Below are 13,909 nucleotides of genomic sequence, written 5' to 3' on the forward strand. Positions count from 1 at the left end.
GCCACGCGCCGCACTGCCGCCTGCATCCCGCCTCGGCTTCGGGCACGAGTACCCGTTGACCCCGCGACTCGCGCGGCGCATAATTCATCACATGATGAATAACGCGGCGGTCGAGATCTCGGGGCTGCGAGTGCGACGGGGAAGGACGCAGGTCTTCGACGGTGTCGACCTGGTGATCCCCCGGGGCGAGATCACCGGCTTGCTGGGTCCCTCGGGATGCGGCAAGACCACGCTGATGCGCGCGATCGTGGGTGTGCAGCGGATCACCGCCGGCATGGTGACGGTGCTGGGAGAACCGGGCGGATCGCCGCGGCTGCGTCATCGGGTGGCGTACGGAACACAGGGTGCCGCCGTGTACGGCGATCTCACCGTCCGGCAGAACCTCTCGTACTTCGCGGCGGTGCTGAAAGCACCGAAGGGCGACGTCGACCGGGTGCTCGACGAGGTCGGGCTTCGGGCGCAGGCCGCCCAGCTCGTCGACTCGCTCAGCGGTGGCCAGGCGACGCGCATCTCGCTGGGGATGGCACTGATCGGATCCCCCGAGCTCATCGTTCTCGACGAACCCACGGTCGGCCTCGACCCCGTGCTGCGCGCCGAACTGTGGGACCTGTTCCGCGGCCTCGCCGCGCGCGGCGTCACCATGATCGTCTCGAGTCACGTGATGGACGAGGCGCTGCGATGCGATCGGCTCGTGCTGATGCGGGGCGGGCGGATCATCGCCGACACGGACCCAGCCGGACTCCTCGCCGACACGGGCACGACGGAGCCCGAGGCGGCGTTCCTCGCCCTGATCGAGCGGGACAGCCGAGCGACCGGGGGTCCAGCGGCGGGCAGCACCCGGCGCGCACGGCGGGAGGCCTCGGAATGAACGGCGGTCGGATGCTCGCCACCGCCGCCCGGGTGCTCGGACAGCTGCGGCACGATCCTCGCTCGATCGCGCTGATGCTGATCGCGCCGAGCCTGCTGGTCGGACTCTTCGCGTGGCTCTTCAGCGATCAGGACGGCGTGTTCGATCAGTTCGGGGGAGCGATCCTCGCGCTGTTCCCGTTCATCGTGATGTTCCTGATCACCTCGATCACCACTCTGCGGGAGCGACGCTCCGGCACCCTCGAACGTCTGATGACCACTCCGCTCGGCAAGGCCGACTTCATTCTCGGCTATGCCCTGGCGTTCGGGCTGATGGCGCTGCTGCAGGCGATCATCACCGTGTCGTTCGCGGTCGGCGCCTGCGGGCTCGACGTCGACGGTGAGCTCTGGCAGCTCGGGCTCGTCGCCGTCGTCGACGCTCTCCTGGGCACCGCGCTTGGGCTCCTCGCGAGCGCCTTCGCGCAGACCGAGTTCCAGGCGGTGCAGTTCATGCCGCTGCTCGTCTTCCCGCAGATCATCCTCGGCGGGCTCTTCATGCCGCGCGATCAGATGCCCGACGTGCTGTACGCCATCTCGGACTGGCTGCCCCTGAGCTATGCGATCGACACGATCAACGCCGTCACGGCCGGCGGCGAGGGGTGGGACGTGTACAGACCCCTGCTGGTCGTCGTCGCCTTCGGAGTCGGAGCGCTCGTCCTCGCATCGCTGACCCTGCGACGTCGCACCGCGTGAGGCAGGGTCAGCGCGCGGCGCGGTTCTTGGTGTGCTTCGTGGGCACGGCCGCCCACGGGTCCTCCGGCCAAGGATGCCTCGGGTAGCGCCCTCGCATCTCCGCGCGAACCTGGGCATAGGGGCCCGACCAGAACGAGGCGAGGTCGTCGGTGACCGCGAGAGGGCGCCCCGCGGGCGACAGCAGGTGGAACAGCACCGGCACGCGTCCGTCGACCAGTCGAGGAGTCTCGGCCCAGCCGAAGCACTCCTGCAGCTTCACAGCGACGACCGGGGGTGCCGAGGTGTCGTCCGGGTCGGGGTAGGTGATGCGGATACGGGATCCGCTCGGCACCGCGAGGCGCTCGGGTGCGAGCTCCTCGAGGCGCGCCGCCTCGGGCCAGGGCAGCAGTCGACGCAGAGCCGAGGACAGATCCACTCGCGCTGCGGGGGTGCCGCCCGCCAGGGTGTCGAGCTCGGGAGCGAGCCAGTCATCGAGAGTGCCGAGCAGCCCGGCATCCGACACGTCGGGCCACGGGCCGCCGAGCTCTCGCCGCAGCAGGGCCAATCGGCGTCGGAACGCGGTCGCGGCATCCGACCAGGCGAACATGCCGAGCCCGTCGCGCAGGATCGCGCGGCGCACGGCATCCCGCCCCTCTCGAGCAGAGGGTCGCACGGGCGAGGACGAACGCAGGATCGCACCGACGCGGCGCTCACGGCGCGCCTGGACGCGACCTCCCGTGAACTCCGCCTCGACTCGGTCGGTCAGCAGGTGGCTCGCAGCGCGTTCCATCTGGGCTTCCGTGAGCACAGCCGCGGATCGGATGATCGCGCCTGACCCGGCCGCCACTCGGGCCGTGGCCCGCGCGACGTCGGCGACCGCGAGCCACTCGACTGCGGCGAGCGGGCCGGTGACTCCGGCACGGGTTCCGGATGCCAGGAGGAAGACCGCTCCGTCGGCGGTGCGCTCGACGCGATGCGCGATCCGGTCGGGGAATGCGAGTGCGATCACGAGTCCGACGCCGTCGAGATCCGATCGCACGTCCCTCGCCGGAGCGACCATGCGCTCGAGGCGGCTCGCGTCGTCACGCCAGCGGCGAGCGTCCGGTGTCCGTCCGCCGCGCATGGTGATGAGCGCCTGTGCGACGTCGGCCTCGGCGATGCGCAGGTCGCCGCCGAGCACGGCGACGACCTCTGCGGCGAGACGGCTGCCGACGACCGGGCCGCCGTCACGGAGAGCGCGGGCGAGCCGGGGGTCGGCGGGGATCCGGGCGAGAGCTCGACCCTCGGCCGTGGCGCGGCCCTCGTCGTCGATCGCGCCGAGACCGCGCAGCACCGAGACGGCATCGGCCAGGTTGTCTCGGGGCGGCGGGTCGAGCATGCGCAGGCCTTCTGCACCCGGGGCACCCCAGCAGGCGAGCAGCAGGGCGGCATCCGCGAGGTCGGTCACCGCGATCTCGGGTGCCGGGCGGGCCGGGGCGGCCGCATAGGTGCGTTCGTCGACGCAGCGGATGACGACGCCCGGTCCCTGGCGCGTGGCGCGACCGGCGCGCTGCACGCATGACGAGCGCGACGCGGCAGTCGTGACCAGGCCCGTCATGCCGCGGGCGGCATCACGTTGCGGATGCCGCGACAGACAGCTGTCGACGACGAGGCGCACTCCGGGCACGGTGAGCGACGACTCCGCGAGCGAGGTCGTCACGATGATGCGCGGAGGCTCATCCGGTCGACGCCCGCGGATCACGGCATCCTGCTCCGCCGCGGGGATCTGACCGTGCAGCTCTCGCACGTCGAACGCCGCGCTCGCATCGCGGATGCGGCGGGCGATCTCCGACACCTCCCGCGCGCCCGGGGCGAACACCAGCACATCGGCCCGAGGGTTCTCGCGGACCAGCTCGAGTGCGGCCGCTGTCGTCGTGCGTGCGACGTGGTCGAGGAAGCCCCAGGTGACACCACGCTCATCGAGGCGCGGCGTCGAGCTGGGAGCCCAGCGCTCGGTGAGAGGGAACGCCGGCACGACGTGGTCGACGATCGGTGCGGGCTGGTCGTCGGTGCCGAGGACGGAGGCGATGCGCGCGGCATCCAGCGTCGCCGACATGGCGACGACCACGAGGTCGTCGCGCAGCTCGCGGACCTCCGAGAGCAGGCCGATCAGCAGGTCGGTCTCGAGTGCGCGCTCGTGCACCTCATCGAGGATGACGGCATCCACACCGTCGAGGCCGGGGTCGTCGATCATGCGACGCAGCAGCACTCCGGCGGTGACGAACTCGATGCGGGTCGCCGCACCTGCCGACCGCTCGCCGCGCACGGTGAAGCCCACGCGGGTGCCGAGCGCCGAGCCGTCGAGATGAGCGAGGCGGCGGGCTGCGGCGCGAGCCGCGACGCGGCGAGGCTGGGTGACGATCACGCGCCCGGACGACCGTGACGCCAGCAGCGGCGGCACGAGAGTGGTCTTGCCCGTGCCGGGTGGGGCGCTCACGACCACTGATCCGCTCCCGTCGAGCGCGGCCCCGAGTTCGTCCAGCGCGGCCGCGAACGAGAGCCCGGCGCCGATGGCGGCGAGGTCGAAGGCGGCGGCGGTCATTCCCTCAGTCTGCCTGGTCTCCGGAGTCATCGAGCACGGTGGCGGAGACGACGGATGCCGCGACCGAATCGGCCGCGGCATCCGCTGTGCGCTGTGTGCTGACTACTCCGCTGCGGGAGCCGGAGGTGCCGGCGGCGGCGGGGTGGTCGGCGCAGACTGGCGGGTCGGCGTGGACGGTGCGGATGCCGCAGCCACGCCTTCGCCGATCCCGCGACCCACGGCCTGGCCCTGGATGATCGACGCGAGGTCGAGGCCCGTCGCCGCGCTGACGCTGTCGAACACCGACTTGAGTGCCTTCGCGCTGTCGGCGCCGACGATGCTCGACGCGCCGTCCTCGCCGGAGCCGCCGATGATCGAGACGCTGCCGATCGCGGCGTAGCCCTTCGAGAACTCGGCCATGATCGACGGCAGGGTGTCGAGCACCCGCTGCGACAGGAACGCGTCCTGGTTCGAGGCGATGGCCTTCGCCTCTGCCTCGACGGCGGCGGCTCGCGCCTCACCCTCGGCGCGGATGGCGTCTGCTTCGGCGTTCGCACGCAGTCGGCGGGCCTCGGACTCGGCCTCGGCCTGCGCACGCAGTGCGTCGGCCTCACCGGTGGCTCGAGCGATCGCGGCTGCGGCCTCACCGTCGGCCTTGGCCTTGTCGGCCTGCGCCTGCTGCTCGGCGATGCGGGTGCGGGCCTCGGCCTGCTTCACCTGCTCGATCGCTCCGGCCTCCGCCGCACGCTCACGCGTGTAGAGCTCGGCCTGTGCCCGGGTCTCTGCCTCATAGCGCTGTGCGTCGGCGACGCGCTTGACGTCGGCGTCGAGCTGGGCCTGGCGGTTCTCCGCCTGCTGCTGCAGCACGGCCTGCTGAGCCTGCTCGCGGGCGAGATTCTCGGCCTGCTCGGCCTCGGCGCGAGCCCGACCGATGCCGGCGTTGGCGTTGGCGGTGTTCGTGTCGAGAGCCGTCTGCTCGACCAGGTTGGCTTCCTGGTTGGCGATGTTCTTCTGGTTGATCGCGCGGTCGGCATTGGTCTGCGAGATCTCGGCAGACTGACGCTTCGCCTGGATCTCGGGAGCACCCAGCGACTGGATGTAGCCGACCTTGTCGGTGATGCCCTTGATCTGGAACGAGTCGAGGATCAGACCCTGCTCGGCGAGCTCCTGCGAGACGTCGGCGGCGATCTGGTCGGAGAACTTCTTGCGCTCGCGCATGAGCTCGACGACAGACAGCGTCGCGACGATTCCACGGAGCGCACCTTCGAGCTGCTCAGTGGTGAACTGCTCGATCGCCTTGTCCTGCGAGGCGAAACGCTCGGCGGCGCGGCGCACGAGGATGGGGTCGGAGCCGATCTTCACGATGGCGACGCCGTCGACGTTGAGGGTGACGCTGTCGAGCGACTGGGCCTCGGCGTTGAGCGACACCTGACGCGAGCGCAGCGAGATGATCTCGTGGCGCTGGGTGATCGGGTTGACGAGGGACTTGCCGTTCACGATGACCGTGACGGGCGACTCCGACATCTCGTCTCTGGTCGTGCCGTCGGCCGAGATGACGGCCCGCTGCACCTTCTGCTTGCGCCCCGAGATGACGAGCGCCTCATCGGCGCGAGCCACCTTGATCCAGCTGCGTGCGAACAGCAGCAGGATGAGCAGGACGACGATAGCGATGGCTATGCCGATCCCGACGATGATCAGGATGCCGACGATTCCGGCGATCTCCATGGATGACCTCCCTGGTTCCCCCCGAGGGGGCGGTCGTGGATGCCGGCGCGGCCGCGCGGGCGTTCACGCTCCACCCTGCCAGAAAAGAGGGGAGGGTGTCGGGGCGGGACGCCGCCGGATCTCGGCGATGCGGAGGAGATCTGCGATTCGGAGGAGGCTCAGCGCCGCGACATCCTCCGTACGGCGGAAACCCTCCGTATGCGCCGAGCTCGTTCGGTCAGCGACCGCGGATTGCGTGCGTGCGTCGGGGTCAGCGACCGCGGAGCTTCTCCGCCAGATCGCGGAGCGTCTTCAGCTCGGCGTCGTCGAGGCGCGACATCCGCTCGGCGATCGACCGGCCATGCACCGTGGCGACGCTGCGGAACTGGCGCACACCCGCGTCGGTGGCCCTGATCAGCGCACCGCGCCCGTCGTCGGGGTCGGGGCACTTCGAGACGAGTCCGCGGGTGACCATGCGGTCGACGAGGCGCGAGACGCTCGGCTGGCTGATCAGCATGTTCGCCGTGACGTCGCGCAGGCGGGCCGACATGCCGGGGGAGCGGGTCACCGTGAGCAGCACGTCATACTCCGCCTGCCCGAGATCGGTGTCATCGAAGTCGGTGTTCATCTCCGTGAACAGCTCGTGCTGTGCACGGAACAGGCTCTCCCAGGCCTCGAGGGCGAGCTTGCGATCGGTCATGGAGAACAGCGTACTGGCAACAGTAAAGGGCCGGTCGGAGAGGCTCCCGACCGGCCCTTGTCCCTTGCACCAAGAGTGTCCTGCAATCACATGCGGTGTATGCCACAGCAAACATTCACCGTGCGATCACTCTATAACGGCGAGGTAACGAATGCAACGGTTTGGTCACGGAAATCTCGACGGGCCTGCGTACTACGGCACGCCGACTGAGACCGTCGATATCGAAGCGGGCTACCCGATCGCCACGCACTTCGTTCCGACTCGCAACGTGATTTCAGGGATGTTGCCAGCAGGGGAACGGCTGGAAGCCACGCATGTCGGCCTGTACGAGACGATCGGGAGCGCGTACGCAGATGCCGCGCGGCATATGTCAGAAGCGAACCTCGCCCCGGCGGGTCTGATGTGGGAAACCTACCTATCGGACCCCACGACCGAACCCGATCCTCAGCACCTGCTGACCCGCATCTGCTGGCCAGTCACCAAGACCGGGAAGACGAGCAAGCAAGGGGACAGGCGATGATCAACGTGTCGCATGTCCTCCGGAGGTGTGCGTCAGCACTCTTCCTGGGCTTCGTCATCCTCGCCACCGGGCTGGGCGCGGCAGCGACCAGTCCGCAGGGCACAGGGTCATCGCAGGCACCTCTCGCGCCAGGCGACGCCCAGGGGCCGCAGTTCTACAGTGGCGTCTCCGTAGACGTGTCCGGAACGATCGACGGCGACGTGTACGCATCCGCGCAGAGTCTCGTGATCAGCGGGGACATCTCCGGAGACGTGATCGCAGCTGCCCAGAGCATCACCATCACCGGCGACATCGAAGGAAGCGTGCGGTTGTCCGCGCAAACCGTCACGATCAGTGGTGACATCTCACGCAGCGGCACTATCCTCGCCGCCGACGTCACCGTTGCGGATACGGGAACCGTCGGCGACGATCTCGTCGGCGCCACAGGCACCATGCACGTTACCGGCGCTGTGGGGAGGGACCTTGTGCTGAGCGTCGGCACCCTCCGCATCGCCGGCTCGGTGGGAGGTGATGTTACCTACGTCAGCGACACGGAAGCGTCCATAGCCGACGATGCGGTCGCCGGTTCAGTGCAACGCATCAGCCAGCCGCAGTCGCCAAAGGTCGAAGTGTCGCCATGGGGTGTGTTCGCCGGCTGGCTCCTCGGACTCGTCTACGCGCTCGTCGCACTCAGCCTCGTCACACTCTTCACCGCCCTTCTGTTCCCGCGCCTATTGCGACGAGTGACAGACCACCTTCGTCCGTCACCGTGGAAGGCGCTCCTCGTTGGTCTTGTCGCGTCGATTGCCGCGCCTCTGGTGCTTCTGTTGCTCTTCACGACGATTGTCGGAGCTCCGCTAGCGCTCGCAGTAACAATCACCTGGTTCCTGCTGACCCTCGCAAGCTTTCCGTTCGTCGCCCACTACCTCGGTTCCCTCATCCTTCGCGGGGACCGACGGCCGGTGAGCCGCTCGCTATTGGGCGGCGTGATCCTCATCGCGGCTCTGCAGATCCCGTGGCTGAACATCGTCGCATGGGTACTTATGGTGTTCTTCGGCCTCGGCGCCCAGCTCCTCGCGATCCACCGTCAGCGACCGTGGCACGACACGGAAACGGCGCCTACGCGGCCAGCACAGGAGGCACCCCCTGCGAACATCACTCAATGACGTGTGCCCCCTCACACATGGGACGTTGGACTCTACGCCACCGCGTCGGAAGGACCAGCGTGGAACCATGGTGAAACTAGTCCGCTCCGGATCCCCGTGGGGAGACCGTGCACAGTGCAGAGAGATGGCTGAGGACGAGTGCTGGAACAGATTTGCGGACGCCGACGTCCGTATCGCGGCGCAGGTGGTGACTGGTCGAGAGGCCACGCCGGTATCTCACGTAATAGAGGACGGTCGCCTCATGTTCTGCGCCGCCTCCGACAATGGCTCAAGAGACTTCCTGGCTCACAGCCTGATGTCCGTTCAGATCGATGGATACAACACGCGTGAGGCGTTCACCGTGTCCATGATCGGATACGCAGAGGACATCGCGCCAGGATCGGAGGCTCTCCGGCTCGACGGCCATGCACCGCAGCCGTCTCCGCCCGCTGACCGGCGCTGGGTGACGTTCGTACCGATCAGCATCGAGGGTCGGATCTTCGCGGTCGACGCTGACTCGTCGGATCGAGAGCCGTCATCGGAGGCGCGGCAGCGCGGAACCGTTCAAGAGCAGCAGCTGTTGACTCCGTGATCTCCGAAACGGCTTCCCGACGCTATCTAACGTCGGCCAGAGGCTCCGGGCCACTCCGCCTCGAGTCTCGCGGCATCAGCACCCACAGGATGGCCGCCGGAACGGCAGGGGCAATCAGCGCGTAGGGGAGGTTCGTGCCGCCGCTCACTACTGCTTGATAGAGGGCGATCACCACAACACCGGCGGAGAACGAGACGAGGGCAGCGACAAGGCGGGCCCGAGCAGTCAAGCCGTGAGTCGCCACGAATGCGATGATCCCGTTGATACGAAACGGCGCGATGAACAGGCCCTGGACCTTGAGGGTGAGACTTTCCCCGGGGTCGATCTCAGCGCCTGCGGACAGAGCGAAGAGGACCGACACGACCGCATAGCCGGCGAACGCCAGAGATGCCGCCACGAGTGCGCGCAGGAGGCGCTCGAAGATCGGCGGGAGTGCGGCGAGCACTCCCGTCGGGTGGCGGGCTATCAGCGCAGTAGCGATGCTGAAGAGGAGGGTCTGTCCGAGCATCTCGGGCAAGCCGATTAAGTGATACCACAGAGGAAGTCTGGTGTAGATGACTCCTTCGACCGATGATGGTGCCGCAGCTGCGGTCGAGAGGATGCCGATCCCGATGAGCAGCATCCACAGGCGAAGCCACCCGTAGCGCGGTATGAGAGCAGAGCGGAACGGCAGAAGCACGGCGGCGATGATAAGACCACGGAAAACCTGCACCAGCGGCCCGATCAGCACGGCGACGGATCCGAAATCCTTCATGTAGTCACGCACGATTGGTGCTGCGAACACCGACTCGTAATCGAGCATCGCCGCTGCGGCCGCGCCCACCACAAAGTAGGTGACGACATGGGCCACGGTGACCTTGCCGAGAAAGCTGATCTCCTCTGACTGCCTCACCCAGACAGCATGGCCCGCAGGGACCATGACTTCCGGACCGAAGGTCCCACCGACAGTGTGAACGAGGGCGAGTGCGGAGCCAGCTAGGCTGCTTCCTGGTAGGCCTGCACGACCCATCGAAGAAGTTCCTCATCGACATCGGTGACCGAGCGGAGTTCGATGTGATGCATCCAGGTCCGCGGCGACGGATGGACAACCTCCTTGATCGTGAAGAGCTCAGCGGTCCCTTCGTCGCGACAGAAACGACCATCGGTACTGCGCTCGTGATGTAACGAGAGGGGTTCCACGCATAGGCGAAAGGGCGCCGCGCCCAGAATGCCACCTGGCTCCGAGTCACGATGAGTCGAACATGCGCGAGAGCACTGACAGAGCGAGCGAAGACGCGGTAGATCTCGACCGCCCGTTCATCAGGAACGAACAGCTGTTCTCCCACCATCTGCATCGTCACACCGGGTGTGCCGTCACGCCCCGAGGATGCCGAGCACGTGGAAGGTCACGTAGACGGGCCAGACCGCTGCCTGAAGCAGGCCGAGAACGACGTCCCACAAACCCCCGCTGGAGTTCGAGACGAAATAGATGGCAGCACCGATGTAGCAGAGCAGGAAGAAGAACCCCCATGGGCCGGCTTTCTCAACGACCCTGATTCGACTCGGTTGTTCGTGCATGGACGGAGCTTCACACAGCCCGGGCGCAGCTCCTGGGTCGGAAGTCCTTTCAACCTTGACCCATGACCGAGACGGTCATGGGTCGCCTCTGATCCAGTCCCTGCGGGACCAATGACCCTGCATGGGGTTCGCGAAGTCGGGAAGTCTGTGGATAGCGCGCGATATCGCCCGCACCGAAGAGAGGACGAGCAATGAGCACTCCCACCGTGGCGCGCAGCGACAACGACATCCAGACCGCCGTTCAGGACGAACTCGATTGGACCCCGGACGTGGACGCCGCCGGAATCGGCGTTGCTGTCGAGGACGGCGCCGTGATCCTCACTGGTGAGGTCGACCAGCACTCGGAGCGTCTCGCTGCCAAGCGTGCGGCACGGCGTGTGAGAGGCGTGTCGACCGTCGTCGACGCATTGACCGTGCACCCGAAGGCATCGATCACGATCACGGACACGGACGTCGCCCGGGAGGTGCGACGCGCTCTGCAGTGGGCAGACAATGTCCCCGACACAGTCAAAGCTGAGGTGTCGGATCACAACGTGATTCTCACCGGCGAGGTTCTCTGGGACTTCCAACGCCGGGCCGCGCAGCGAACCGTGCAGCATCTGCGCGGGGTGCATCGGGTCGACAACAGGATCACGCTGTTCGCTCGAGTCTCTGCCAGCGATGCGAAGGAGCGAATCAGGAACGCGCTTGTCCGCAACGCGCAGCTCGACGCCAACCACATCGTCGTCACCGTCATCGGGAACAGGGCCACCCTGTCCGGACATGTGCGGTCATGGGCAGAGAAGGAGCAGGCAGGTCGTGCCGCGTGGGCCTCTCCTCACATCACTGAGGTCGAGAACAACGTGAGAGTCCAGTCAGATTGATGACGAGAGCGTTCGCTGGAGCGGAAAGTAGGATCCCATGCCGGATAGCATCCTGGTCGGCGTCGTCGACACTCACGCTTCGCGTGAGGCGGTCGAGTGGGCGGCACGACGCGCATATGACCGCAGTGGCAGACTCACCCTCATCTCGATCGTCGGTGGTGCTGTAGGTGCGGTCGGGGAGGGGGAGATGCTCCGGGAGGCTCTCGCGTTGACGGCGGCGATGCTTGCGCGTGAGGCGACTCGGCTGCAGTCACGGGGACTGACCGTCGACACGCGTGTGGGGCGGGGCGATCCTGTCGGCGAACTCATCGAGGCCTCGATGGTCTGCGATCTCCTCGTCATCGGAAGCGACCACCGTGGTCCGTCGAAAGGGGACCGACGCGGTCTGCACGGTGTCCGCATAGCGGCGGGCGCTCATAGCCCGGTCGCGGTGGTGCCCGACATCGATCTCACTAACCGAAGTGGAGTTGTCGTGGGCATCGACGGATCGGCTGATTCCGAGCGAGCAATATCGTTCGCTGCCGAGGAGGCTGACAGAGCTGGCGACGTCCTCACGGCTGTGACGACATGGACGACCGTTCCGCTGCCTGTGGGGATGCACGGTTACCCGTCGACCTACCTGTCAGGGATGCAGCAGGCGGCAGAAGAGACACTCGCCATTGCGCTGGCGGGGATCGGGCAACAGTATCCGGATCTCGTCGTGCATCGCGTGGTGGAGAGGGGCACTCCGGGACGGACGATCAGCGACCGGGCAGCCAAAGCCCGGCTGGCGGTGGTCGGGTCTCACGGGCGCGGGGTGATCGCTCGTTTTCTTCTCGGATCCACCAGCGAGGAAGTCCTCTCCCGGCTCGCGACCGCCACCGTCGTGGTGCGCTAAGCGAGATCCCGCGGGCCCCGCAACGCCCGCAATGCGTAGAGGATCGTGGCCAGATCCACCAACTCCTGCGTGACCGCGCCAGCGACTGCGGGGATGATTCCGGTCATCGCCACGATCATGAGCGCGAGACTCAGCCCGATGCCGATCCAGATCGCCGTGAGGGCGACCCGCAGCGTGTGACGGCCGATGGATACGGCGTCCACGACCTTCGACAGCGAATCCACCAGGATCACGATGTCGGCGGCATCGCCGGCCGCCGTCGCGCCCTTCGCGCCCATCGCCACGCCGATGTCGGCGGCGGCCAACACAGGGGCATCGTTGACTCCGTCGCCGATCATCATCACCGGGCGTGGCTGCAGGTCTTGCGCGAGCCGTACTTTCTCGGGCGGGAGGAGTTCCGCGTGAATGTCGTCGACACCGATTCGATGTCCCACGGATTCCGCCGTCGACCGGACGTCGCCGGTCAGCATGATGATCCGTTCGATGCCGTGACTCCGGAGCCAGGACACCACGGACGCGGCTTCGGGGCGCGCGTCATCGGCAAGTACCAGAACGCCGGCGAATCGTCCGTCCACGGCGACGTATGCGGCGGCTTCGCCGACGTCGAGCGCGGCCCTGGGAGTATCGGGGGCGATAGCGATGACGTAGGCGGGTTTGCCGACAGTCACGGTGCGCCCATCGATCGTCGCCACCACACCGTTGGTCGCTTCCTCACGTGCGGCGCTGGCGGTGCGCAGCGCCAGGCCCCGATCCTCCGCAGCGCGACGGATACCGTCGGCGAGAACATGTGATGAGTACTCCTCTGCCGAGGCGGCGAGCATCAGGAGCTCATCCGCATCGAAGCCTTCGGCTGGTCGGACTTTGATGAGTCGTGGGCGACCCTGGGTGAGGGTTCCCGTCTTGTCGAAGGCGGCGGAACGCACGCGGGCGATCTGCTCGATGACGGCGCCGCCCTTCATGATCACGCCGGCCTTCGCGGCACGGGAGAGCCCGCCGAGGAAGGCGACCGGGGCGGCGATCAGGAGTGGACAGGGCGTTGCCAGGACCAGGACCTCTGCGAACCGCGTCGGATCACTCGACAACGCCCATGCGGTCCCGGCCAGCACGAGCGAGACTGCGGTGAACGGGATAGCGAATCGGTCGGCCAGCCTCACCACCGGCGCATGGGAGTCTTCCGCTGCACGCACGAGAGCGACGATCTGTTGGTACTGGCTGTCCTCGCTGGTCCGCACTGCTCGAATCCGCACCGCCCGGCTTCCATTGATCGCCCCGGACAGCACCTCTCCGCCCATCTCGCGGGTGACCGGCATACTCTCGCCCGTCAACGACGACTCGTCGAATGATCCGGTCTCCGTGAGAAGAGACCCGTCGACCGGCACGATCTCAGAAGGGCGGATGAGAAGCACATCCCCGATCTTGACCTCGTCGACGGGAACGTCACGGATGGCTTCGCCGGCGTCCGCGTCGGCCCACTCCAGGACGTGCGCGGTGCGAGGCGAGCGGTCCAGAAGTGCGGAGAGGTCGCGCTTTGCGCGTCGTCCGGCGAAATCCTCCAGCGCCTCGCCCCCCGACAGCATCAACACGATGATCAGCGACGCTACGTACTCACCGACCGCCAACGTGGCGATCATCGCCACGAGCGCCAGTATGTCGAGACCGACGTGCCCTCGGAGCACATCCCGCACCATTCTCACCAGTGTCCAGCTGATGAAGGCGGCCACGTAGATCGTCGCCGCCCAACGACCGGTGTTCTCGGCTCCCGCCGCGAGCGCCGTGATGACTCCGACGAAGACGAGAACCGTGAGAGTGATGATCGGGTACCGCAACAGGACGG

14 protein-coding genes are annotated in these 13,909 nt (G+C 67.3%); 7 read left to right on the forward strand and 7 right to left on the reverse strand.

What is annotated here, in order from left to right; genetic code table 11:
- Positions 1-91: 91 nt before the first annotated feature.
- The gene (locus AB0P11_RS03335) at positions 92-868 is read left to right on the forward strand and encodes an ABC transporter ATP-binding protein (RefSeq protein WP_157538082.1); all 777 of its coding nucleotides are present in this window, start codon (positions 92-94) and stop codon (positions 866-868) included.
- Positions 865-1,599, forward strand: coding sequence for an ABC transporter permease (locus AB0P11_RS03340; RefSeq protein ID WP_363519716.1), 735 nt, complete (start codon positions 865-867; stop codon positions 1,597-1,599). The genes AB0P11_RS03335 and AB0P11_RS03340 overlap by 4 nt, the downstream gene beginning before the upstream one ends.
- Before the next feature lie 7 nt (positions 1,600-1,606).
- On the opposite strand, the gene hrpB is transcribed toward AB0P11_RS03340, so the two are convergent.
- From hrpB to AB0P11_RS03355, 3 genes are all read right to left on the reverse strand, one after another.
- Positions 1,607-4,159, reverse strand: a complete 2,553-nt coding sequence (hrpB, locus tag AB0P11_RS03345) for an ATP-dependent helicase HrpB (protein ID WP_363519719.1) — start codon at positions 4,157-4,159, stop codon at positions 1,607-1,609.
- 102 nt (positions 4,160-4,261) lie between these two features.
- Positions 4,262-5,863 carry an SPFH domain-containing protein gene (locus tag AB0P11_RS03350; protein ID WP_363519722.1) on the reverse strand — a complete coding sequence of 534 codons (1,602 nt, stop codon included), beginning with the start codon at positions 5,861-5,863 and terminating at the stop codon, positions 4,262-4,264.
- Between the two features lie 250 nt (positions 5,864-6,113).
- Entirely contained in the window at positions 6,114-6,542 is a 429-nt protein-coding gene (locus AB0P11_RS03355) for a MarR family transcriptional regulator (RefSeq protein ID WP_363519725.1), read from the reverse strand.
- 151 nt (positions 6,543-6,693) lie between these two features.
- On the opposite strand from AB0P11_RS03355, the gene AB0P11_RS03360 reads away from it, so the two are divergent.
- The 3 genes from AB0P11_RS03360 to AB0P11_RS03370 all read left to right on the forward strand — a co-directional run bounded on the left by AB0P11_RS03360 (position 6,694) and on the right by AB0P11_RS03370 (position 8,778).
- Positions 6,694-7,062, forward strand: coding sequence for a GyrI-like domain-containing protein (locus AB0P11_RS03360; protein WP_056276953.1), 369 nt, complete (start codon positions 6,694-6,696; stop codon positions 7,060-7,062).
- Positions 7,059-8,207 (forward strand): polymer-forming cytoskeletal protein, encoded by a 1,149-nt coding sequence (locus AB0P11_RS03365; RefSeq protein WP_363519728.1) that lies wholly within the window; start codon positions 7,059-7,061, stop codon positions 8,205-8,207. The genes AB0P11_RS03360 and AB0P11_RS03365 overlap by 4 nt, the downstream gene beginning before the upstream one ends.
- Positions 8,208-8,331: 124 nt before the next feature.
- Entirely contained in the window at positions 8,332-8,778 is a 447-nt protein-coding gene (locus tag AB0P11_RS03370; RefSeq protein WP_363519731.1) for a hypothetical protein, read from the forward strand.
- A 22-nt stretch (positions 8,779-8,800) separates the two neighbouring features.
- On the opposite strand, the gene AB0P11_RS03375 is transcribed toward AB0P11_RS03370, so the two are convergent.
- From AB0P11_RS03375 to AB0P11_RS03385, 3 genes are all read right to left on the reverse strand, one after another.
- The gene (locus AB0P11_RS03375) at positions 8,801-9,787 is read right to left on the reverse strand and encodes a hypothetical protein (RefSeq protein WP_363519733.1); all 987 of its coding nucleotides are present in this window, start codon (positions 9,785-9,787) and stop codon (positions 8,801-8,803) included.
- On the reverse strand, positions 9,754-9,840 hold the full coding sequence (locus AB0P11_RS03380) for a hypothetical protein (RefSeq protein ID WP_363519954.1): 87 nt from the start codon (positions 9,838-9,840) through the stop codon (positions 9,754-9,756). Before AB0P11_RS03380 ends, AB0P11_RS03375 begins: the two co-directional genes overlap by 34 nt.
- A 291-nt stretch (positions 9,841-10,131) precedes the next feature.
- Positions 10,132-10,335, reverse strand: coding sequence for a hypothetical protein (locus tag AB0P11_RS03385; RefSeq protein WP_363519736.1), 204 nt, complete (start codon positions 10,333-10,335; stop codon positions 10,132-10,134).
- Between the two features lie 191 nt (positions 10,336-10,526).
- Between AB0P11_RS03385 and AB0P11_RS03390 the strand changes: the two genes are divergently transcribed.
- Both AB0P11_RS03390 and AB0P11_RS03395 read left to right on the forward strand, forming a co-directional pair.
- Positions 10,527-11,198: a BON domain-containing protein gene (locus tag AB0P11_RS03390; protein WP_363519739.1), complete on the forward strand. Its 672-nt coding sequence runs from the start codon at positions 10,527-10,529 to the stop codon at positions 11,196-11,198.
- Between the two features lie 37 nt (positions 11,199-11,235).
- Positions 11,236-12,075, forward strand: a complete 840-nt coding sequence (locus AB0P11_RS03395) for a universal stress protein (protein ID WP_363519742.1) — start codon at positions 11,236-11,238, stop codon at positions 12,073-12,075.
- On the opposite strand, the gene AB0P11_RS03400 is transcribed toward AB0P11_RS03395, so the two are convergent.
- Entirely contained in the window at positions 12,072-13,901 is a 1,830-nt protein-coding gene (locus AB0P11_RS03400; protein WP_363519744.1) for a heavy metal translocating P-type ATPase, read from the reverse strand. The genes AB0P11_RS03395 and AB0P11_RS03400 overlap by 4 nt on opposite strands.
- Positions 13,902-13,909 lie beyond the last annotated feature (8 nt).

It is taken from the genome of Microbacterium sp. NPDC079176 (assembly GCF_040686675.1).
Taxonomy (GTDB): domain Bacteria; phylum Actinomycetota; class Actinomycetes; order Actinomycetales; family Microbacteriaceae; genus Microbacterium.

Coding starts and splice junctions, on each gene's coding strand:
- AB0P11_RS03375 (WP_363519733.1), bottom strand. CDS start 9,787: ATGGGTCGTGCAGGCCTACCAGGAAGCAGCCTAGCTGGCTCCGCACTC.
- AB0P11_RS03350 (WP_363519722.1), bottom strand. CDS start 5,863: ATGGAGATCGCCGGAATCGTCGGCATCCTGATCATCGTCGGGATCGGC.
- AB0P11_RS03360 (WP_056276953.1), top strand. CDS start 6,694: ATGCAACGGTTTGGTCACGGAAATCTCGACGGGCCTGCGTACTACGGC.
- AB0P11_RS03385 (WP_363519736.1), bottom strand. CDS start 10,335: ATGCACGAACAACCGAGTCGAATCAGGGTCGTTGAGAAAGCCGGCCCA.
- AB0P11_RS03395 (WP_363519742.1), top strand. CDS start 11,236: ATGCCGGATAGCATCCTGGTCGGCGTCGTCGACACTCACGCTTCGCGT.
- AB0P11_RS03380 (WP_363519954.1), bottom strand. CDS start 9,840: ATGCATCACATCGAACTCCGCTCGGTCACCGATGTCGATGAGGAACTT.
- AB0P11_RS03355 (WP_363519725.1), bottom strand. CDS start 6,542: ATGACCGATCGCAAGCTCGCCCTCGAGGCCTGGGAGAGCCTGTTCCGT.
- AB0P11_RS03390 (WP_363519739.1), top strand. CDS start 10,527: ATGAGCACTCCCACCGTGGCGCGCAGCGACAACGACATCCAGACCGCC.
- hrpB (WP_363519719.1), bottom strand. CDS start 4,159: ATGACCGCCGCCGCCTTCGACCTCGCCGCCATCGGCGCCGGGCTCTCG.
- AB0P11_RS03340 (WP_363519716.1), top strand. CDS start 865: ATGAACGGCGGTCGGATGCTCGCCACCGCCGCCCGGGTGCTCGGACAG.
- AB0P11_RS03335 (WP_157538082.1), top strand. CDS start 92: ATGATGAATAACGCGGCGGTCGAGATCTCGGGGCTGCGAGTGCGACGG.
- AB0P11_RS03365 (WP_363519728.1), top strand. CDS start 7,059: ATGATCAACGTGTCGCATGTCCTCCGGAGGTGTGCGTCAGCACTCTTC.
- AB0P11_RS03370 (WP_363519731.1), top strand. CDS start 8,332: ATGGCTGAGGACGAGTGCTGGAACAGATTTGCGGACGCCGACGTCCGT.